Below are 21,226 nucleotides of genomic sequence, written 5' to 3'. Positions count from 1 at the left end.
ATGAACCACCAACTGGAGATGACGATGAAGACGATCAAACTCGGCCTCGCGCTGGCTGCGCTTTCGCTCGCGCCGGCCCTCGCCCATGACAAGCATGCTCACGCGGGCTTTTCGGCCGGCGAGCCCGGCGACCCCAACAAGCCGGCGCGCACGATCGAGATCCTGCTGAACGAGATGGACTACTCACCCGCCCGGATCGAGGTGAAGCAAGGCGAGCAGATCCGCTTCGTGCTGCGCAATGTCGGCAAGGAGGACCACGAATTTCTGCTCGCCACACCGAAGGAGAATCTCGCGCATGCAGTGGAGATGAAGAAGCATCCGCACATGGAGCATGACGACCCCAACGGCGTGCGCCTCGCCCCGAGCAAGACCGCCGAGATCCTCTGGAAGTTCAGCAAGCTCGGCACGTTCGAATATTCGTGCCTCATTCCCGACCACCGCGAGAACGGCATGATCGGCCACGTCACCGTCAAGTAACGCAGGGAGATTTTCATGAACCGCATCATCCGTATCATCGCCGCGCTGGCGCTGGCTTCGAGCGTTGTCACCGGCGCGCTGGCGGCCGGGGCCTCGATCAGTGGCGAGGTCAAGAAAATCGACGAGGGCGCCGGCAAGATCACGCTGAAGCACGGGCCGGCGAAAAGCCTCGGCATGGATGACCCCATGACCATGGTCTATCGCGTCAAGGACCCCGCCATGCTCAAGCAGGTGAAGGTCGGCGACAAGGTGACCTTCGAGGCCGAGGAGGCAGCTTCGGGGTACACGGTGACCAAGATGGATAAGGCGAAGTAGCACTGCTTCAACTGTCATTCCGGGGCGCACCCCTTGGCGCGAGCCCGGAATCCATGTCTCCACGGCACCTGCTGCACGATGGATTCCGGGTTCGATGCTTCGCATCGCCCCGGAATGACGACCGGGGCTCCGAAACACCCCTGTCCGACCCTCTCCCCACCCCCTCCGTTAACCCTTTGCTAACCATACACCGGGCAAAAATTGCCGGGTGAAGTCGAGTGTCGTCGGCCGCGTAGAACGGGAGGAACCCCGTGGACGCCAGTGCGGTGCCTCACTTTCGGAACGGCGGCCCCTCGGCCGCCGCGCAGACGTTTGGGGCGCGCGGACGGCAGTCGCGCGGGGAGGCAGCTACCATGGTCGACGTCACCGCAGGACAGGGCGTAGGCAACCCGAAGCCCGGCATCCCCTCCCTCAACGACATTGTCACGGTCCTCAAGCGCGGCGACATCGCGCTGGCGCTCGGCATCCTCACCATCCTGGTGGTGCTGATCCTGCCGCTGCCCGCGCTCGTGCTCGACCTGTTCCTGGCGATCTCGATCACGCTCTCGATCCTGATCCTGATGACCTCGCTGTTCATCCAGGCGCCGCTGGAATTCTCCGCCTTCCCGACCATCCTCCTGATCTCGACCATGCTGCGCCTGTCGCTCAACATGGCTTCGACCCGCCTGATCCTGTCGCACGGGCATGAAGGCACGGCTGCCGCCGGTCACGTCATCGAGGCCTTCGGCAGCTTCGTGATGGGCGGCAATTTCGTCATCGGCATCATCGTCTTCGCCATCCTGATCATCGTCAATTTCGTCGTCATCACCAAGGGTTCGGGCCGTATCGCGGAAGTCGCCGCCCGCTTCCACCTCGACGCCATGCCCGGCAAGCAGATGGCGATCGACGCCGATCTGTCCGCCGGCCTGATCGACGAGAAGGTCGCCAAGGAGCGTCGCAAGGAGCTGGAGGACGAGAGCGGCTTCTTCGGCGCCATGGACGGTGCCTCCAAGTTCGTCCGGGGCGATGCCATCGCCGGCCTTTTGATCGTCTTCATCAACGTGGTCGGCGGCATGATCATCGGCGTGGCGCAGCAGGGCATGTCCTTTGCCGATGCGGGGCGCAGCTACACGCTGCTGACCGTCGGTGACGGCCTCGTCACCCAGGTCCCGGCGCTGATCGTCTCGACCGCGGCCGGCCTGCTGGTGTCCAAGGCCGGCGTCTCCGGCGCCGCCGACAAGGCGCTGATGAAGCAGTTCTCGGGGTATCCGCAGGCGCTCGCGATGTCCTCGGCGGTCATGCTGGTGCTGGCGGCGCTGCCGGGCATTCCGACCATTCCCTTCCTGGCGCTCGGCGCCGGCGCCGGCGCGCTGGCCTGGCACGCCCGCAACCACAAGAAGACCGCCGTCAAGGCCGAGCAGGCTGCCATGGCCGCACCCGCTCCGGGGACGCCCGGCGCGCCGGGCGCTGCCGCGGCCGAAGAGCCGATCTCGGCCGCGCTCAAGATCGACGATCTCAAGATCGAGCTCGGCTATGCGCTGCTGCCGCTGGTCAACGGCCCCGACGGCACCGACCGCCTCACCGAGCAGATCAAGGCGCTGCGCCGCTCGCTCGCGATCGAGATGGGCTTCGTGATGCCCGCCGTGCGCATCCTCGACAACGTCCAGCTCGAAGCCAACACCTACATCATCAAGATCAAGGAGGTCGACGCCGGCACCGGCAAGATCTGGCCGAACCAGTTCATGGTCATGGACCCCGGCGGCAGCCAGGTGCAGGTGCCCGGCATCCATACCACCGAGCCGACCTTCGGCCTGCCCGCGACCTGGGTCGATGCCAGCCTCAAGGAGGAGGCCTCGCTCAAGGGCTACACCGTCGTCGACGCCGCGACCGTGCTCTCGACCCACCTCACCGAGCTGCTCAAGGCCAACATGTCGGACCTGCTCTCCTACGGCGAGGTGCAGAAGCTGCTCAAGGAGCTGCCGAAGGAGCAGAGCGAGCTGGTCAAGGACATCGTACCCGGACAGGTCACGGTCTCCGGCATCCAGCGCGTGCTGCAGCTCCTGCTCGCCGAGCGCATCTCGATCCGCGACCTCTCGACCATCCTCGAGGGCATCGCCGACTCGCTGGCCTTCTCGCGCAATCCCGCGACCATGGTCGAGCACGTCCGCGCCCGCCTGGCGCGGCAGATCTGCGCCCAAAACACCTCCTACGCCGGCTATCTGCCGCTGATCGCCCTGTCGGCGAAATGGGAGCAGGCCTTTGCCGAATCCATCATCGGCCAGGGCGAGGAGCGCAGCCTCGCCATGCAGCCCTCGAAACTGTCGGAGTTCATGACCGCCGTGCGCGAAGCGTTCGAGCGCGCCGCCCGCGAGGGCGAGGCGCCGGTGCTGGTCACCTCTGCGGCAATTCGTCCCTTCGTCCGGTCCCTGGTGGAGCGGTTCCGGGCCCAGACCACTGTGCTGTCGCAGGCCGAGATCCACCCTAGGGCGAGGCTCAAAACGGTCGGAAGCATCTGATTTGCCTTAAGAAGCCGTATGTTTTTCAGCCACAGGCAAATGGTTTTTGAGTTCCTGGCGCCTTGTGGACCAACCGCCGAAAAGGCGCTCGGGACGCAGATTAAACGCTTGAAATAATTATAAAAATGCACGATCAAGGGCTATTCTTGATCGCGACCGTTCACGTCCTGTCACGCTCTTGTGATGGCCTCTTGGGAACGAATCCCGCCAATATTAGGTTGTTGGGCACCGGAAGCATGAACCTGCCTGAACAGGCCGGCGACTACTTCGGGTAGATGGCGGCAGGAGGCTTCCATGAACCACTCGATCTACAGCGCAGATCGCGCGACCCATTTGAAAGTCGTGGTCGTCGCCCTCGTCGCAGGGATCGCGTTGGCAGGCTTCGGCATCACGGCACGCACGGGTTCGGACGATGGTCTGACCCAGACCGCCCGCGTCATCAAGGCCGGCAAGCCGGTCGTCATCACCAGTTCGAACGCGTCCCTCGTTCGCTAAGGGAGATCTAACGAGTTTTGTGAATTCACGCGGCTCTTTACCAGCCCCCCAAAGTCGCCACGTGGATATGTAGACGACCCCAACCCCAAGTCGACTACAGAAAGCGCCCGCCCCCCACGGGCGCTTTCTCATGTCTGGGGTGTCCCGTCATTGCAGACGTCTCTGTCTCCAACTCGTTATTGCGGAGTGCGTGGTGACGGCGTCGCTCCATTCATTCGCATCTTCATTGCAGACACGCCTTCGCATCCTCGCGGCTCATCTCGCCCGAGCTTTGCACGATCTCTTCATGAATGAATGGAGAGGGCGCAGGGAAGACCGGGTGCCGGCCGGGCACCCACGGTCCACTGTGCGAAAGATGGCAACAAGAATTTGCACAGCGGCATACAGGTGGGGCCAAACATCCGGCCTTCCCTGCGCAGTGGTTTTACGGCTTATGTCGCGCTCTCCTCGGGGAGCGATGCACTATTGCCCCCGTCGCCTTGCGGATGGCTGATGCGCTTGCCCGGTCGGGCACCCCACATCACCGCAACGCTTGACGCACAGACCCCGGGCGTCAGGACCACACGATTTTGCCGTACGCCGATCGCACCGGTCGTATGCGCGAGGCCCTTCGCTCACGGTTGCCCGCCCTACAAAGCCCTTCGCGCCGATGCAATCAGCGTCCACCGCCGCCCGGCCCGCGTTCGTGACGATCGCGATACGCCCCTCTTCCTTGGGCCGGGTTGCGATGACACATACGCCGTTTCCGAATTTCGGTAAAGCGGAATATTTTCGGCGAGCCGGGTTGACCCGATGATTGGGTGTTTTGCCGTCGAATGGCGCAAGGGCTTGTGTGACTTTCCCTGGGAACTGAGAGCAGCTCCGCGGCACCGCCACCACCGTGCGTGCTGCACGTTGTCAGATTACAAACCGAGAGCTGAGTCTGAGGGCGCGGGGCATCGACGTCAGCGAGTGCCGGCTCGTGGCTTCAGGTCCGGCGCTGTCTCGGCCGTGCGCGCCATCGGGCAGACATGGTAGCTCGCAATGCGTAGCCGCAGACGCCTCCAAGGAGAAATGAGGCGAGCTAATCCCGACCGCGAGATCGAGGTCCGTCCGCTTAAGTCTTGCTCGTATTTTCTGAGCTCGACCGAGCGCGTTGTTGCGAGGTGCCTTTCCTGGCAGTGCTCGGATGGGCAGGAACACCGTCCTTTCCCAAGAGGCGCTGCATTTCCTGTATCACGGCGAGCCGCCGTTCGACTTCGCCAATCGACCTAAGTTGGTCCCTTTGAAACAAAACCTGCGCCGGCTTCTTCATGGGCCCGCCCTCCAGATCGAGAGATTGCCAGATTTTCCCGGTTGCTGTCTCTAACCTAATTTAACGATATCGATTCCGAGAGGTTCGGCACGCTGGGTGGAGCGAACTCGAGAAGGTCTCGAGAAGACCCACCGACTGCATCAAGCAATAGAACTACTGCGTTGCAAGCCCCGGTACCGGCTGGGCACGCACGACTGGCGGCGGGTTCCACTTGCCGATGAGCGCGTCGGCCTGGGGCGCATACATTCGCATGGTCAAATTGAACGCCCCCTTCGGAGCGGGCAGCCAATTAGCCTCTTTCTCCGCGCCCGGGCTTTCGTTCTGGAAGTACAGGTCGAGCGATCCGTCGGAGTTATATTTGAAAGGCATCCAGCTCGAGACTGCAAACCGGTTGAGCGCGTTTGCGACCTGGAAGCCGTCAGTGTCGTAAAGCGTGATGGACCAGAAAGCAGTGACCGGCGGCAGCGCGGCTTTCTCGAAGTGCAAGGTGTATTTGCTTGTACCGTCGAGCGGCTTGCCGGTGTCGTCCCCAAGATTGGTCGGGTAGATAGCGTCCTCTGGCAGGTTGGCACCCAAGCCAAACTGTGCGACGATCGCACGCTTGAGATAGTAGTTGCCGTAGACGCCCATCGTGTCGGTGTTCATGGTCCAGCCGTTCACGACACGTGCGAGGGTCGGGTACTTCCATGCCATCAACTGCCGTCCGGTCTCGGGCGCGGTCGAGAGCGCTCTGCGCACGACGGGATCGGCCTTGGTCAGGTCAAAACTCTTGCCCGGCTCAATGCCGATCTTCTTCAGTTGCGCGAGCATCGGCTCATCAGTGATGTGCGGCGGGTTCACCTTGAGCAGCTCAGCCGCATAAGCGAAGTATTTTTCGGCCGGCATGGTATCGACCTGCGCCTTCGGCGGCGTCTTCATATCCACCGAGGGATCAATGACCACCTTTAGTGGGGCCGGATTCTTGCCCCATTCAGAGAGCGCCGTGATCCTGTATCCGGCCTGGATCTTGTGCACAGCATCGTAGTCCAGCGGGCCGTCGGTCTTTGTGCGGCCAATAATCCAGACGAACGGCGTCGGCGCACTGATGCGCGTCATGTCAGCCGGCACGGTTCCGGCCCAGCCGGGTGGGGTGAGCAGAAAATTGGCGATCTTGGTGCCGGTGGTGCGCCAGCCGGGCGAAGCAAACACGTCGCTCCACATATCCAACATCGGCAGCAGATAGAACCGGCCGTCCGTATCTGGCACGGAAACTACCATCGGCTCCTTCGTGAGATCGGCCCAGACGATGGAATAGAGCGTATCAAAATTGCTTCGCACCACGCCCTTGAAATCGGCTGGTGGATATTCGGGCACGCTGACGAACATGTTCATCGGACCCTTGCCGAACTCCTTCCCGGGCTCAACATTGGTGAACTGCCGCCGCGTGACGTCCATCGAGACCAGCGGATAAAAATAGAGATAGGCGTTGACGCCGATGGCGTGCGCCTCCTGCTCGGAGATTGAAGTCTGAGCGCTTACCGGCACCGCAGTAGCGAAAAGCAGGGATACCGCAGCTCCAAACAGCACCTGCGAGATTGGTCGTCTCATATGCAGACCTCCGTTCCAATAGAAGCTGCAGCAGGCACCGGCTCCCGACCGACTGCATTGAGAAAGATCAACGGAGTAGTCACTTCCATCCAGACCGGATCGCCGTTGTTCGGAATGGGCCACGCCGTCCCGTGTCCGCTCTGCCGTCGATAGCCGACAGCACGTCCGCAATACGGTGGTTCGCCTAAGGTCCCCAAAGCTGGGATTTAGTCGTTCAGGCATGTCCCGAGCCAATCCCTGTCTGATCGCAGCGCTCTTGAAAATAGCGATCGGAATCACGAACGTTGGGAAAAGTGGCGCGTTGAGCGGGATAGGACACTGCATTGGAGAAGAACCATGCGAACCGTAACTCTCGCGATGATTGTAGTTGCCGCAAGCGCAATTGCCTTCCAAGCAAATGCGCAACAGCAAAAGGCCGCGCCTAGCGAGCAAACCAAGGACGAGATGCATACTGACGTAGATAAAGCCCTCAAGACGAGCGAGCCTAACGAGCAGATGCAGCGCGACGCAGACAAAGGGGCCAAGACGCGCAATTCAGGCGCGTCCGGATACGTTGCCGACCAGGACAAGCCGGGCGCCTCTGCGCATCCGCCGGGCCAACCGGGGAGCGAGCAGACGACTGGTTCTGGCAGCCAGACTGGCCCTTCCAAACAAGGCCAGCAGTAATCGTTTGGCCGACCTCGCGCTCACCTTGCGCCACTCGTCATAAGGGAATGCCAAGGGCAGCGGCCGGTCAATTGCCGGCCTCTCGGCAGCAAGCGGCAAAGCGGGCCAAGGAGTCTCGGAGCGGACAAGGCTGGCAGCATCACCTGCAGCCGTTCGCCCCAAGCTCCAACATGTCGGGATGCTGTGGTTCTGAAAGCTTCACGCTCATCTGCCCGCGAGGCTGTTGCAGGGCGGGTGTTCTTCCGCGGTCGTGGCAATTTCAAACATGCGGGCCTGTCACCGCGTTTCACGTTCGGTTCGAAATGGATGCACCGGGCAGGTCAACGATGCGGTCCCCGGTATGTCGGCGGCGGCGCCTGCACCGTCGGCGCAGCCGCGGCGAACAGCTCGTCTCTGCTGCCGGTGAGCGGTGGATAGATGCGCTTGCGGTTGATGGTCTCTTTGGTCGCCTTTGCCGCGGCACCCGTGGCGCGCACCTCGCGATCCCAGCCTTCGGTGTAGAGCGCACCCCAGCCGCCGAGATCGAGCACGGTGACGTACCAGTCGATCCGCAGCGGCAGCATCGGCAAGCCGGCGAGATCGGCGACCACGTTGTGGCCGGCGAAGCGGCCCATGGGACGCGCGAACTGGCACGACATCACCGTCGGATGCAGCCCATCGACCACGCAGGAAGCAACGTCGCCGGCCGCGAACACGCCGCCGACATCCGCCACCCGCATCAAGGGATCGACGAGAAGGCGCCCGAGGCGATCGCGACCGCTCGGAAGGCTTGCGGCCAAAGGGCTTGCACGCATGCCCGCACACCAGATCACCGTCTGCACCGGAATGAACTCGCCCGTGTTCAGGCGCATACCGGCGGCCTCGATCGACGCGACACGCACGCCGAGCCGCGTCTCGACCTCGAGCGACGATAGTGCCGTCTCGATGACGGGCTGCGCATGCGCGCCGATGGTCGCGCCGACAACGGGATTGGGATCGACCAAAATGATGCGGCGGCTGCCGGTGATGCCGGCGCGCGCCAACCGGTCGGGCATCTCGGCCGCGACCTCAATGCCGGTGAAGCCGGCGCCGACCACCACCACCGTTGAACGTCCCGGCGACGGCGCGCTGCGTCCAAGCGAGACCAGATGATCTTCGAGGCGGCGCGCCGCGGCATAGGTGTCGACGTCGAAGGCGTGCTCGGCAAGGCCGGGAATGCCGGGGCGCATCACCTCGCTGCCGAGCGCCAGCACGAGGCGGTCATAGGCCAGCGTCTGATCGCCGCTGCTGGTGACCAGCGAAATTTCGCGCCGCGCGGAATCGATGGCCTCGACCTCGCCGATCCCATGACTGACGCCGACGGGTTCGAGCAATTGCGGCAGCGGTAGCGCGACCTCGCTGAGATCGGCCTCGTAATTGCGCACGCGGATATTGTGATAGGGATTGCGATCGACGAGGTGGATCTCGATGTCGCCGTTCGCGCCGATCTCATCGCGCTTGCGCGCAGCGCCGATGGCCGCCCACAGGCCTGCAAACCCGGCGCCGAGCACGACGATACGCGCCATCTCCGCCTACTGCACTTACCAGAGGAATCCTGAGCCTGCCCGCCCCGACAGATATAGCTCATTCAGCCGGGTCGACCAACTGCGCCACCGCCGCGCGCTGCACAAAATCGCAGCTCACGCCTCGCGCAGTTCCGACGGCGTCGCGCCGAAACGCTTGCGGAACGCACGGTTGAAATAGGACAAATCGGCGAAGCCCGAGGAATGCGCGATGTCGCTGATCTTGCGCGTCCTGGCGCGGGGATCGCTGAGCAGCTTGCGCGCCTGGAGCAGGCGCTGCTCCAGCACGAATTCGGTGAAGGTGGTGCCGGCCTGCTCGAACAGGCGTTGCGCCTGGCGCGGGCTCAAGCCCGAGCGCGACGCGATCTCGGACAGGCAGAGATCGTTGCGGCCGAGCCCAGCCATCACGTCGGCGCGCATGAGATCGAGGCGAGCCGCCGCATGTCCACGGCCGCGCGCAAGACTTGCATGCTCCGCGTCGGTGCCGAGCAGGAGGCCGACGAGATCGATCATATGCTGCGCGGTGAGGCGCTGGCCGACCGCGTCGAGATTCGGCGCGTGATTGGCGGCGAGCGCATGATAGCGGAAGACGGTCTCGGCGACCGCACCGTCGCTGAGGACTTGCGACAGCTTGTCCTCGGCGCGCGGATTGATGTCGAGCAGCGCGCGGCGCGGCATGCGGATGGTTGTGAAACGATCGTCATCGGTGTGGCCGACGGTGCCGGTGACGCCCATGTCGACGAGCACCATCTGCGCGGGCGCGAGTTCCACGGTGTGGCCGTTCTGCCCGACGCGAACGCGGCCTGCGCGCCCGGAGATCAGGACGAGGTCGTCGCTGCCGTCGGCGAGGTGGCTCTGGGTGCGGGAATATTGCGCGGACGCGCCTTCCGGAATGGCGAGCGTGATATTGTCGACCACGCTGACCTGGAGCCGGCAATCGATGGCGGCGCCGCGGCTCGGCCCGATATCGAGGCCGCAAGCTCCGAAGGCCCGCTCGCGCCACTGCTCGAACGCCAGGCCGTGTGGCAATCCCGTGTATTGGTGGAGGAAGATGCCCGGCGTTCTCGCTGCGTCCATTCCTAGCCCCTCATTCGGCTCCGCGATCGGCGGTGCCGACTGCAATTTCCGGGAATTTGACGCTCCGAATTGCGGCGAGGTTCAAATCGGGGGCGGATTCAGCTGGACTTGTCGGGATACGACGGGAAAATGGACCGTGGCGACAGTTTTAACGCGCTATAGCGCTTGTGGCCGACGGCATTACCGCTTCGCAGGCACCTGCGGCTCGGACGGCGGCACGGTCTCGATCAGCTTGCCGGAAAACACGGGGGACGAGGTCGGCTCGCCGTTCGGCGAGCCGCCGGCCTGCTCGACCGTAACGGCGTAGGTTGCACCGCTGACGACCTCGGCATCATAGGAGGCGAGCAGCGGACGGGCGGTGAAATCACCGGTGCCGATCACGCCGAGCGATCGCGGGCGCGGCAGCTTGTCGGAGATCAGCCAGAGCTCGAAGCTCTTGCCCGGCTCCGGCGTCGCACCGACCTTGCGCACCGTGAAATTGCGCGTCGCGCCGTCGACGGTGAGGATGAAGGCGGGGCCGCCAGCCTGGCCCTGCAGCAACGCAACATATTGCGCGGACGCTGCGAGCGGCGCCGCCGGTGTCTTCACTTCGACCGTCTGGATGCGCGGGGCGGGACGCAAGGCGCCCGGCAGCGCGTCGGGCAGGAAAATCTGGAGCGACAGCGTGACGAGCAGCGCGGCCGCGAGCGCGCCGGCGACGGACGCGACCGAGCGCCAGCGCTTCACGCGGCGCTGGAGACGAATCACGTCGCCGTCGTCGGCGGCCGGCGCCGGCGACGGGCGGACCACAGCCAGATCCGGCGCATGGACTTGCGGGATGAATTGCGGCGCGACGTCCGCAGGCGCGTCGGGGGCAGGACGCGAGATCTCCGGTGGCGCGGCCTCGGCAGGCGGTACGGCCGGGGACTGCGCGGCCTCCGTCGCCGGCTCCGCGGTCTCCAAAGCGGGCGGCTCCGGTGCCGGGGGCGGCGTTGCCTCGGCCACCGCGGGCGGCTGCTGCGCCAGCGCCGTAGCCGCGATCTCGGACCTGATGTTCTCCCACACGATCGGACGCGGCTCGACCGAGCCGACCATCTGATTGAGGCCGCCGAGCCGGAAGGACCAGGCCTGCACGATCGCGGCGAACGCCTCGTCCACCGCCATCATGGTCTCGACCTGCGCGCGCTCGTCGGCATCGAGCGTACCGAGCGCATATTCCGCGGCGAGCGCGATATGGTCCTCCGAGTAGGCCATCACATTCCTTCACCGCTCCCATAGGGAGAGGTCGATTTGCCCCGGGGGATGCGCAGCATCGTCCCGCGCAAATCAGGTGAGGGGCTCAGGTCCCATGAGAGAGCGTAACCCCTCACCCGGATTGCACCTTGCGATGCAATCCGACTTCTCCCTGCGGGAGAGGTGAAGCGAGACCGCTGCGCCAGCTTATACACTCTCATCATCCTCTAGAGTCCGAGGCACTCCCGGATCTCCAACATGCTGCGCCGGAGCCACGTCTTCACCGTGTTGACGGGGGCGGCGAATTTCTCGGCCAATTGCTCGCGGCTCCATCCGTTGTAATAGGCGAGGAGCACGAGCCGCTGACGGTCCGGCTCGAGCCGCCCGATGCATTCCAGCAGCCGCTTCAACTCTTCGGTCATCTCCCGGCGCGCCAGCGGGTCGGGACTGTCGGCCGCAACCTCCATCGCCTGAGGCTCTTCCTCGATGGAGAGTTCCGACTTCTTGCGCACGATGTCGATCGCACGGTTGCGCGCAATCGAGACCATCCACGTGATCGGCGACGACAGGGCCGGATTGAACTGGCCGGCGCCGTTCCAGATCTTGACGTAGGTCTCCTGAATGACCTCCTCTGCGAGATCCTGTCGACGCAAGATACGGAGCACGACGCCATAGAGTTTCGCGCGCGTGGCGGCGTAGAGGCGCTCGAACGCGGCCTGATCGCCCTTCGCCACCGCCTCGATCAACCCGACCAGCTCAGCTGGCGTCAGCATTCAGCCCCCTGACACGCGGTCCGCCGCTTGCCTTCACCTCTCCCCGACGGGGAGAGGTCGATTTGCGCAGCAAATCGGGTGAGGGGGCGCGAGGCTAACGGCGGACCGTCACCCCTCACCCGGCGCTCCGCGCCGACCTCTCCCAAGGGAGAGGTGGGCACCGCCGTCGCTGGCACAGCATTCAGCTCCACCACCATAGCGCGCGACAAAGCCGACCACCAAGGGGTGCGGCGCCACACTGTGGACAGCGCATACGAAAACCCGGGCCTTGCGGGCCCGGGTTTTGCGGATCTTTCGGTGGTCTGGCTTGCCGGCGCCGTCAGGCGACCGCACCGATGCGGGCGCGCATCAGGCCGATGCTGTCGAGGTCCGCCTGCTCGCGGGCGTTCTCTTCGGCGCGTTCGCGGGCCTGATCGCGCTCGTCGAGCAGCTCGACCTTCTTCAGCTCCTCGAAGGCCTCGGCCAGCGCAGCCTTGGCTTCGTCGAGCTGGCCCTTGAGCTCGTCGGCCGAGCGGGTCAGGTTCTCGCGGCGCTGGATCGCGGCCTTGGCATAGGTCGGATAGGCGAAGTGCGAGGGATCGTTGATCCCGGCACGCTCCTGCTCGGTCTGGATCTCGCGCTCGAGATCGACCGACATCCGCTGGAAATCGGCGATCATGGTCTCGATCTGGGCGACCCGGCGGCGCTTCTCGTCGACCTGAAACTTCTTCAGGCGAATGAGGGTATCTCGTGACTTCATCGACTCGTACTCCCCAGAAGTCCCCCCGCTGCACGTGGGACGACACCGGTCACCCCACAGGCCCGACGGGGGCCAAGACCGGCTCTGCTACTCTGTGGGATCGGATGATGACCTGACAAAGTTAGCGTTCCGTTTCCAAATTGCCGAGGATTTGCGCCAACTGGCGGTAGCCGTCCGCAAGTGATGCATTTTCGTCCTTGCGCTGGCGCAGGAAGGCCTCCAGCGGCTCGTGCAGGCGGATCGCCTCGTCGACCTCCGGGCTGGAGCCGGCCCGATAGGCGCCAAGGCGGATCAATTCCTCCATGTCGGCATAGGTTGCCATCACCTGGCGCGCCCGCTGAATGACCGGCCAGAACTGGGGATCGGCCGATTTCGGCATGGTCCGGGAGACGGATTTGAGGATGTTGATGGCGGGGTAGCGACCGCGCTCGGCGATCGAGCGCTGCATCACGATGTGGCCATCCAGGATGCCGCGCACGGCGTCGGCAATCGGCTCGTTATGATCGTCGCCGTCGACCAGCACCGTGAAGATGGCGGTGATGGCGCCCTCCCCGAGGCCGGGGCCGGCCCGCTCCAAGAGTTTCGGCAGCTCGGTGAAGACGGTCGGCGTGTAACCCTTGGCCGTCGGCGGCTCGCCGGCGGACAGGCCGATCTCGCGCTGGGCCATGGCAAAGCGCGTCACCGAGTCCATCAGGCACAGCACGTCCTTGTTCTCGTCGCGAAAATATTCGGCGATGGCGAGCGTCAGATACGCCGCCTGCCGGCGCATCAGCGCCGGCTCGTCGGAGGTCGCGACCACCACGACGGAGCGCGCCAGGCCCTCCTCGCCGAGATCGTCCTGCAGGAATTCCTGCACCTCGCGGCCGCGTTCGCCGATCAGCCCGATGACGCTGACGGCGGCATCGACGTTGCGCGCGAGCATCGACAGCAGCACCGATTTGCCGACGCCGGAGCCTGCGAAGATGCCCATGCGCTGGCCGCGGCAGCAGGTGAGGAACGTGTTCATCGCGCGCACGCCGAGATCGAGCGGAGCGCCGACACGCTTGCGCGAATGCGCCGGCGGCGGCGAATTGCGGAACGGCATCGGCGAGGCGCCCTGCGGCAGCGGCCCCTTGCCGTCGATCGGCTCGCCCAGCGCATTGACGACGCGGCCGAGCCAGGCCGAGGACGGTCGCACCAGATTGGCAGCATTGGCGATGACGGCCTTGCAGCCGCGGCGCACGCCGTCGAGGCCTGCGAACGGCATCACGACAGCATTGTTGCCCGAGAAGCCGATCACCTCGCAAGGAATCGAACGATTGGCGCCGGTTTCGATCACCAGCCGCGCGCCGACCGACATCGCATGGATCGGGCCTGCCACCTCGACCATCAGGCCGCGAACGCCGACCACGCGGCCATAGATATTGACGCCGTCGATGTCGCCGATCTGTTCGGCCAAAGCCTTCATCGGTGAGCCTTCATTGAGGGGCGTGCCTTGGCCGTCCGGGACTTCACGGTGAAAACCTTAAGTTTCGCCATATTTCTGAACGGAGCTTAACTTCGTGTTTACCCGCATCATTAATCATTGCGTCACTGTCTTTGAGACTGAGCGTGACTCCCCTTCAGAAGAAGGCTGAGTCGCGGGAGTCGGTTAGGCCCGTCTCTTAAAGTGGAACTTGAACGGAGCTGGGTGACGAAAGCTGCTTCACACGCAAGACCTTAGGGCGATTCGACGAAAATTGCACCGGTGGGGACTTGCGTTCCAGAATCAGATTTTGTTAACCATCTGTTGTCAGGATCCGAATCAGTTGTTCAAAGGCGTTTTGTTGAGTGCCGCGAATGCGGCCGACCTGACGCCCAGGAGCGGCGACTATGGGGAACTGGCATGCGCGTTTTGCTGATTGAAGATGACAGCGCCGTCGCGCAGTCGATCGAGCTGATGTTGAAGTCGGAAAGCTTCAACGTCTACACGACCGATTTGGGGGAGGAAGGCGTCGATCTCGGTAAACTATACGATTACGACATTATTCTCCTCGATCTCAACCTGCCCGACATGTCCGGCTACGACGTGCTCAAGCAGCTCCGGGTCTCCAAGATCAAGACACCGATTCTGATCCTCTCCGGCCTCGCCGGCATCGAGGACAAGGTCAAGGGTCTCGGCGTCGGCGCCGACGACTACATGACCAAGCCCTTCCACAAGGACGAGCTGGTGGCCCGCATCCACGCGATCGTGCGCCGCTCCAAGGGCCATGCCCAGTCGGTCATCCAGACCGGCGACCTCGTCGTCAACCTCGACACCAAGACGGTGGAAGTCGGCGGCCAGCGCGTGCATCTGACCGGCAAGGAATATCAGATGCTGGAGCTGCTCTCCTTGCGCAAGGGCACGACCCTCACCAAGGAAATGTTCCTCAACCATCTCTATGGCGGCATGGACGAGCCCGAGCTGAAGATCATCGACGTCTTCATCTGCAAGCTCCGCAAGAAGCTCGCCAACGCCTCCGAAGGCCGCAACTTCATCGAGACCGTGTGGGGCCGCGGCTACGTGCTGCGCGAGCCGCACGAGGCCGACGAGCGCATCCCCGCCTGATCCTTCCGTTTACGTCGCGAGCCCTCGGGGCTCGCTCCTCCCAGCCTGGACCCCGCCGCAAATGGCGGGGTTTTCGTTTTTCGGGGGACGACGGATGCGGCCTCGCGGTCGTTTGACCGTTGAACCGCTATCCTTCCCCCGCCGACGAATGGTCGCCACATGATGGGGGAACGATGATCCTGCAATCACTCGCCGGTCTGCCCGCCTTCCTGGTCTATTTCTGCACCGGGCTGATCGCGATCGTGGCCTATCTGCTGGTCTACACCCGCATCACCCCTCATAACGAGTTCCAGCTGATCCGGGACAACGAGCCGGCGGCGGCGATCGCGCTCGGCCTCAGCCTGCTCGGCTTCGTCGCACCGCTGGTCAGCGCCATCGCGCATTCGGCGAACGTGCTGGACTGCATGATCTGGGCGATCATCGCGCTGATCGTGCAGATCATCGTGCTGTTTCTGGTGCGGGTGCCGGTACCGAACCTGTCGGCGCGGATCGCCGCCGGCGAGCTGGCGCCGGCAATCTGGCTCGGGCTGTCCTCACTCGCCGCAGGCCTCCTCAACGCCGCCAGCATGATCTACTGAGATGGCCGACAAACCGTCCAAGAAGGAGTTCGGCAAGCGCCGGCCGCGCCAGCCGGCGGACCTGCCGCTGCCGCCGCGCGAGCCAGTCAAGCGCTCCGGCCATGTCGCGCTGCTGGTGATGGGCACGATCGCGGTCGGCACCACGGCCTACACCATGATGCCGCGGCAGACTTGCGAGCCCACGCCCGGCGCTGTGCCGGGACAGACGACCACAACCTGCACCAGCGGCAGCAGCAGTTCGTCTGGCGGCAGCAGCTCGCGCTGGTCGTCGCGATCGAGCTTCTTCAGCAGCGATTCCTCCAGCCATTCCTCGTCGGGAACCTCGTCCGATTCCGGCCATAGCAGCGTGAGCCGCGGCGGCTTCGGCTCGTTCGGCCACGGCTTCTCGGGCGGCGGCTGACCCATGCAGCGCATCACCTGTCTCGAGCGCGATGATTGGCAACAGACCGCAGCGCAATGCGGCTTCGTCTTCCACACCATCGACGGCGAACGCTATTGGGACGAGCGCGCCTATTACGGCTTCACGCTCGACGAGATCGAGCGCGGCATCGAGACGCCGACCGGCGAGATCGACGCGATGTGCCTTGAGCTCGTGGGCCGCGTCATCGGCGACGAGCGGCAGCTGCGACGACTGAAGATTCCGGAGGCGTTCTGGAGCCTGATCGCCGAGAGCTGGGCGCGCCGCGACCGCAGCCTCTACGGCCGGCTCGATCTGAGCTACGATGGCAGATCGCCGGCAAAACTACTCGAATACAATGCGGACACGCCGACCTCGATCTTCGAGGCCGCCGTATTTCAATGGACCTGGCTCGAACAGGCGATCGAGCGCCGCATCGTCCCTGTTCGCGCCGATCAATTCAACTCCATCCACGAGCGGCTGATCGCGGCGTGGAAGGAGATTGCAGCGGGCCGGCATGTTCATCTCACCGGTAGCACCGATAATACCGAGGATGCCGGCACGCTGGCTTATCTCGAGGACACCGCGCGCCAGGCCGGGCTCTCGACCAGGCTGCTCGACATCGAAGAGATCGGCTGGCGCGATGAGCCCGGCGGCTTCGTCGATCTCGACGAGAACGATATCGCCCTCGCCTTCAAGCTCTATCCCTGGGAATGGATGTTCCACGACGCCTTCGGCGCGAAGCTGAAGGACGCAGCCACGCGCTGGATCGAGCCGCCATGGAAGGCTGTGCTCTCCAACAAGAGCATTCTGCCGCTGCTCTGGGAGATGTTTCCGAACCACCCCAATCTGCTGCCGGCCTTCTTCGAGGACGATCCGCGCGCTGCGGAGCTCGGCACCTCCTATGTGCGCAAGCCGCTGTTGTCGCGCGAAGGCGCTAATGTCACGATCGTGTCCGGCGGCATGCCGCTCGACGAACAGACGGGGCCTTACGGGGCCGAAGGCTTCGTGCGGCAGGCGCTGGCGCCGCTACCGAATTTTTCGGGCTTCTATCCGGTGATTGGAAGCTGGCTGGTGAACCACGAACCCTGTGGCCTCTCGATCCGCGAGGACGAGAGCCCGATCACGGGCAACCACTCGCGGTTTCTGCCGCACGCGATTTTGTGAGACGCGCTCGCGCCCCGTCGGTGAGGGCGCGAGCGCGAATGTTATCGCGTCGGATCAGGGCGTCTTGACGATGAATCGCCCATCGTACAGGAAGGCACCCTTGAAGCCGCTTTGCGCACTTTCGAAACCGCCGGTGCCCGTCGCGTTGGCGTACATCCCGGTCCCAGACAGGATCGTATATTCGCCCTTCGCCTTGCCGTCCTTGATCGCGCCGGTGTAGCGCGCCGTGATGGAGGAGCCATCGTCGAAGGTGTAGGTGCTGTAACCGAACATCGGCCCCGAGCCTTTGAGCAAATCGCTGGAATTGACGAAATCCTTCACGGCAATGCGACCATCCTTGAAGATGGCGACGCCAAACATCTTGCCGGACATGACCGTCTGCCCCTCGACATTCGCGACCTCGGTGACCTTCACGTCCACCGGCTTGGTGACGAGCTTGAATTCGAGCACTTGCTCGCCGGCGCGAGCAGTGGCCGGCAACGAAACCGCAATCAATAGAAGGTACGAGGCACAAGACATTCGCATGGTATGCCCTCCTCAAATTCGTTCATGATGGAATGGAATCCCGCCGGCTGGGCGGGACCATCGGCAATATAGCACAACCTTTAGATGCTCATCAGGGCCGCAAGCATGTTGCATCGCGGCGCAAGCTCTGTTGCGCGGTAGCGGGGTAATTCGCGAGCGCTCGAACACGGCGTTCAGCGTCGCGCACAACGACTGAAGATATCCCGTCAGATATGCCGATCGTCCGCAAGGACGGCGCTCCCCCGAGCGCCGTTCGGCCACTCACCTCGCCGCGGCGAGCTTCAGCTGCTGCGGCATCAGCCCGCCCATCGGACGGCCGGAGCGCGCGGGGTTGAGCTGATAGAGCCCGCGGCGCTCCGCGATGGGACGGAACGCGTCGGTGATGCCGACGACGGATTCGGCGGCCCCCAGCAGCAACGTGCCGTCCGCCTCTATCCCCTTCGCCATGCGCTCGAAAATCACCGCCTTGGTATCCTGATCGAAATAGATCAGCACGTTGCGGCAGAAGATCACGTCGAACGTGCCGAGATGGGAGAAGTCCTGCAGCAGATTGAGCTGGCGGAACTGCACCATGGCGCGAATGTCGGCATTGAGCTGCCAGAGCTCGCCGGTCTGCTTGAAATACTTGACCAGCATCTGGATCGGCAGACCGCGCTGCACCTCGAACTGGCTGTAGACGCCGGCCTTCGATTTTTCCAGCACCTCCTGCGACAGATCGGTGGCGACGATCTCGATCCGCCAGCCGGCGAGCGCCGCACCCATCTCTCTCACGCACATCGCGATCGAATAGGGCTCCTGCCCCGTCGACGAGGCCGCCGACCAGATGCGAAGGGACTTGCGCGCCGCACGCGCCTGGATCAATCCCGGCAGGATGGTGTCGCGCAGATGATCGAACGGGATCTTGTCGCGGTAGAAGAAAGTCTCGTTGGTGGTCATTGCTTCGACCACGTCGGTCGCAAGCCGACCGTCGCCATTCCTGATCTTCAGCACGAGATCGGGAATGCCGGGAAGATTGGCCTTGCGGGCCAGCGGCAAGAGCCGGCTCTCGACCAGATATTGCTTGTCGGGCGACAGATCGAGGCCGGAGCGCTCTTTCAGGAACTTGCGCAGATAGTCGTAGTCGACGGGCGTCACGAGCGGTCCCCCGAGAACAGGCGGTTGACCTTGGCGCCGATCTGGTTGAGCGGCAGGATCGCCGAGCAGATGCCGGCATTGGCCGCCGCGCCCGGCATGCCCCAGACCACGCTGGAGGCTTCGTCTTGCGCAATGACGCTGCCGCCGGCGGCAACGATGTCCTTGCCGCCGCGCATGCCGTCCGACCCCATGCCCGTCAGGATCACGGAGAGAATGCCGCCGTGCCAGATGTCGATGGCGGAGGTGAAGAGCGGATCGACCGCGGGCTTGCAGAAATTGACGGCGGGACCGTCGTCGAGCGCGATCACGGTGTCGGCGCCGCTGCGCGCCACGCGCATGTGCTTGCCGCCGGGCGCGAGATAAATCCGTCCCGGCTTCACCGGCTCGCCATCGACCGCCTCGGCTGCCGGCCGGCGGCTCGAGCGCGCCAGATGCTCGGCCAGGATGGTCGTGAAGGTCGGTGGCATGTGCTGGGTGATCAGCACAGGGAAGCGGTCGATCACCGGACCGAGCTCGGTGACGAGCGCCATCAGCGCCTGTGGGCCACCGGTCGAGGAGCCGATCAGCAGCACCTTGGGTGCCTGATTGGAGAACGGCCGCGTCGCCAGCGATCCCGACGACGGAGCCTGCACCACGGGTGCGGGCGCGGCGGGCCGCGCCACGGGAACGGGACCACGCGGGGCCGGCGTCAGGCTCGCCGGCGCCAGCGGCGGACTCGCAATCGCGGACTTGCGTCGCAGCCGCGCGCCGAGATGGCGGATCTTCTGGATCAGGTCGTGATGGAAGATGTCGGCGGCTGAAGCCTCGCGCGTCGATTCCGGCTTCGGAATGTAATCGGCCGCGCCGAGCGACAGCGCCTTGAAGCTGATCTCTGCGTTGCGGCGGGTCAGCGTCGAGGCCATGATGATGACGAGATCACGCTTCTTCGCCAACAGCTGCGGCAACGCCGAGATGCCGTCGAGCTCGGGCATTTCGATGTCGAGCACGGCGACGTCAGGGTTGATGCGTTCGAGCTGGTTGACCGCCTCGAGCCCGGTGCGCAGCGAGGCTGCGACCTCCATGTCGTGTTCGGCACCGACCCAGCGCGAAATCAGACCGCGGATGACGACGGAGTCATCGACGATCATCACGCGCAGCGGCCCGGCTTCGCGCGACGAGCCCGTGGTCGAATTCCCTGCGAACGCAACACTCATTACTCACCAACTCAGACTGAAAGGGTACGTTGAAAACGGGCGCCGAAGAATCCGCACGTCCTTCGGCCGATCGCTCAGATCAGGCCGACTTCCTGGAACTTCGCCGTCACGATGTCCTTGTCGAACGGCTTCATGATGTATTCGTTGGCGCCGGCATGCAGCGCACGCGCGATATGCGCGACGTCGTTCTCGGTGGTGCAGAACACCACCTTGGGCTGGTCGCCGCCGGGCATCCGCCGGAGATGGCCGAGGAACTCGTAGCCATCCATCACGGGCATGTTCCAGTCGAGCAGCACCGCATCGGGCAAGCCGCGCTTGCAGGCTTCCAGCGCCTTCTCACCGTCCTCGGCTTCGAGAATCTGGAAGTCGAGGCCCTCCAGGATCCGGCGCGCAACCTTGCGGATGACGCTGGAATCATCAACGACGAGACAAGTGCGCATGTGAACCTCTGCTTCCTCCCCCTTTGCGGGGGGCACTTCCAAATACTGGCACGTCGGCGGCAAAGCCGCCGTATCAGGCTGCCATCATCTCGGGCGCGAGCTCGAGGACACGGTCGACGTCGAGGACGACCATGAGCTGTCCGTCGAGGCGGTGGACGCCGCCGGCGAGCTTGGCCATGCGGGGATCGAGGTTGACGGGGTTTTCTTCCTTGCCGTCCTCGGGCAGGCGCAGCACCTCGCCGATCTGGTCGATCAGGAGGCCATAGGATTCGCCGCGCAGATCGACGCCGACCGCCATCGCCGTCTTGCCGTCCTCGGCCTTGGGCAGCCGAGCCGAGCCGGGCGCGCATGTCGACCACGGTGACGATGCGGCCGCGCAGATTGAGCACGCCGGCGATCTCGCGCGAGGCCAGCGGCACGCGGGTGACGCGCTCGGGCATGAACACGTCCTGGACGCGCGAGATCGGCAGGCCGAACAGCTGGCCGCCGATCATCGCGGTGACGTATTCGACCATGGCGCCTTCGCTGGATTGGGTCTTGCTGGTCATCGATCCA

Annotated in this window: 20 protein-coding genes and 1 pseudogene; 9 read left to right on the top strand and 12 right to left on the bottom strand. The window is 64.2% G+C overall.

The features are described from left to right. Positions 1-24: 24 nt before the first annotated feature. The 4 genes from P6U31_RS07445 to P6U31_RS07430 all read left to right on the top strand — a co-directional run bounded on the left by P6U31_RS07445 (position 25) and on the right by P6U31_RS07430 (position 3,782). A complete protein-coding gene (locus P6U31_RS07445) occupies positions 25-477 on the top strand; it encodes a cupredoxin domain-containing protein (protein ID WP_407187576.1) in 453 nt (150 codons plus the stop codon). Between the two features lie 15 nt (positions 478-492). Next, positions 493-792: a copper-binding protein gene (locus tag P6U31_RS07440; protein WP_407187575.1), complete on the top strand. Its 300-nt coding sequence runs from the start codon at positions 493-495 to the stop codon at positions 790-792. Positions 793-1,145: 353 nt separating this feature from the next. Further along, positions 1,146-3,287, top strand: coding sequence for a flagellar biosynthesis protein FlhA (gene flhA / locus P6U31_RS07435; RefSeq protein WP_407187574.1), 2,142 nt, complete (start codon positions 1,146-1,148; stop codon positions 3,285-3,287). 294 nt (positions 3,288-3,581) lie between these two features. Further along, the gene (locus P6U31_RS07430; RefSeq protein ID WP_407187573.1) at positions 3,582-3,782 is read left to right on the top strand and encodes a hypothetical protein; all 201 of its coding nucleotides are present in this window, start codon (positions 3,582-3,584) and stop codon (positions 3,780-3,782) included. Between the two features lie 1,447 nt (positions 3,783-5,229). On the opposite strand, the gene P6U31_RS07425 is transcribed toward P6U31_RS07430, so the two are convergent. Further along, entirely contained in the window at positions 5,230-6,663 is a 1,434-nt protein-coding gene (locus P6U31_RS07425) for a DUF1254 domain-containing protein (RefSeq protein ID WP_407187572.1), read from the bottom strand. A gap of 336 nt (positions 6,664-6,999) precedes the next feature. On the opposite strand from P6U31_RS07425, the gene P6U31_RS07420 reads away from it, so the two are divergent. Then, on the top strand, positions 7,000-7,329 hold the full coding sequence (locus P6U31_RS07420) for a hypothetical protein (RefSeq protein WP_407187571.1): 330 nt from the start codon (positions 7,000-7,002) through the stop codon (positions 7,327-7,329). A gap of 320 nt (positions 7,330-7,649) precedes the next feature. Here P6U31_RS07420 and P6U31_RS07415 read toward each other — a convergent pair whose 3' ends face one another. From P6U31_RS07415 to fliI, 6 genes are all read right to left on the bottom strand, one after another. After that, positions 7,650-8,873, bottom strand: coding sequence for an NAD(P)/FAD-dependent oxidoreductase (locus tag P6U31_RS07415; protein WP_407187570.1), 1,224 nt, complete (start codon positions 8,871-8,873; stop codon positions 7,650-7,652). Between the two features lie 114 nt (positions 8,874-8,987). Beyond that, the gene (locus P6U31_RS07410) at positions 8,988-9,947 is read right to left on the bottom strand and encodes an AraC family transcriptional regulator (RefSeq protein ID WP_407187569.1); all 960 of its coding nucleotides are present in this window, start codon (positions 9,945-9,947) and stop codon (positions 8,988-8,990) included. A gap of 180 nt (positions 9,948-10,127) precedes the next feature. Then, complete coding sequence (locus P6U31_RS07405) at positions 10,128-11,180, bottom strand: anti-sigma factor domain-containing protein (RefSeq protein ID WP_407187568.1); 1,053 nt, start codon at positions 11,178-11,180, stop codon at positions 10,128-10,130. 206 nt (positions 11,181-11,386) lie between these two features. Continuing rightward, complete coding sequence (locus tag P6U31_RS07400; RefSeq protein ID WP_407187567.1) at positions 11,387-11,932, bottom strand: sigma-70 family RNA polymerase sigma factor; 546 nt, start codon at positions 11,930-11,932, stop codon at positions 11,387-11,389. Positions 11,933-12,251: 319 nt separating this feature from the next. Further along, positions 12,252-12,671 (bottom strand): flagellar export protein FliJ, encoded by a 420-nt coding sequence (gene fliJ / locus P6U31_RS07395; RefSeq protein ID WP_407187566.1) that lies wholly within the window; start codon positions 12,669-12,671, stop codon positions 12,252-12,254. Between the two features lie 121 nt (positions 12,672-12,792). After that, positions 12,793-14,118 carry a flagellar protein export ATPase FliI gene (fliI, locus tag P6U31_RS07390; protein ID WP_407187565.1) on the bottom strand — a complete coding sequence of 442 codons (1,326 nt, stop codon included), beginning with the start codon at positions 14,116-14,118 and terminating at the stop codon, positions 12,793-12,795. 417 nt (positions 14,119-14,535) lie between these two features. Here fliI and ctrA point away from each other — a divergent pair, with 417 nt between their 5' ends. From ctrA to P6U31_RS07370, 4 genes are all read left to right on the top strand, one after another. Beyond that, a complete protein-coding gene (ctrA, locus tag P6U31_RS07385) occupies positions 14,536-15,237 on the top strand; it encodes a response regulator transcription factor CtrA (protein ID WP_016848562.1) in 702 nt (233 codons plus the stop codon). A 173-nt stretch (positions 15,238-15,410) separates the two neighbouring features. Beyond that, the gene (locus tag P6U31_RS07380; RefSeq protein WP_407187564.1) at positions 15,411-15,815 is read left to right on the top strand and encodes a DUF350 domain-containing protein; all 405 of its coding nucleotides are present in this window, start codon (positions 15,411-15,413) and stop codon (positions 15,813-15,815) included. Between the two features lies 1 nt (position 15,816). Then, positions 15,817-16,215 carry a hypothetical protein gene (locus tag P6U31_RS07375; RefSeq protein ID WP_407187563.1) on the top strand — a complete coding sequence of 133 codons (399 nt, stop codon included), beginning with the start codon at positions 15,817-15,819 and terminating at the stop codon, positions 16,213-16,215. 3 nt (positions 16,216-16,218) lie between these two features. Next, a complete protein-coding gene (locus P6U31_RS07370) occupies positions 16,219-17,379 on the top strand; it encodes a glutathionylspermidine synthase family protein (RefSeq protein ID WP_407187562.1) in 1,161 nt (386 codons plus the stop codon). A gap of 54 nt (positions 17,380-17,433) precedes the next feature. Here P6U31_RS07370 and P6U31_RS07365 read toward each other — a convergent pair whose 3' ends face one another. The 5 genes and pseudogenes from P6U31_RS07365 to P6U31_RS07345 form a co-directional block, all read right to left on the bottom strand. Continuing rightward, positions 17,434-17,859, bottom strand: coding sequence for a hypothetical protein (locus P6U31_RS07365; protein ID WP_407187561.1), 426 nt, complete (start codon positions 17,857-17,859; stop codon positions 17,434-17,436). A 306-nt stretch (positions 17,860-18,165) separates the two neighbouring features. Continuing rightward, on the bottom strand, positions 18,166-19,038 hold the full coding sequence (locus tag P6U31_RS07360) for a CheR family methyltransferase (protein WP_407187560.1): 873 nt from the start codon (positions 19,036-19,038) through the stop codon (positions 18,166-18,168). Next, positions 19,035-20,231: a chemotaxis response regulator protein-glutamate methylesterase gene (locus P6U31_RS07355; protein ID WP_407187559.1), complete on the bottom strand. Its 1,197-nt coding sequence runs from the start codon at positions 20,229-20,231 to the stop codon at positions 19,035-19,037. Before P6U31_RS07355 ends, P6U31_RS07360 begins: the two co-directional genes overlap by 4 nt. A gap of 74 nt (positions 20,232-20,305) precedes the next feature. Next, positions 20,306-20,671: a PleD family two-component system response regulator gene (locus P6U31_RS07350; protein ID WP_007600538.1), complete on the bottom strand. Its 366-nt coding sequence runs from the start codon at positions 20,669-20,671 to the stop codon at positions 20,306-20,308. 73 nt (positions 20,672-20,744) lie between these two features. After that, a pseudogene (locus tag P6U31_RS07345) lies at positions 20,745-21,219 on the bottom strand (chemotaxis protein CheW). Positions 21,220-21,226 lie beyond the last annotated feature (7 nt).

The organism is Bradyrhizobium centrosematis, assembly GCF_045571495.1.
Classification (GTDB): domain Bacteria; phylum Pseudomonadota; class Alphaproteobacteria; order Rhizobiales; family Xanthobacteraceae; genus Bradyrhizobium; species Bradyrhizobium centrosematis.
The sequence above is the reverse complement of the archived record's forward strand: the minus strand, read 5'-3'. Positions and strand labels throughout refer to the sequence as shown.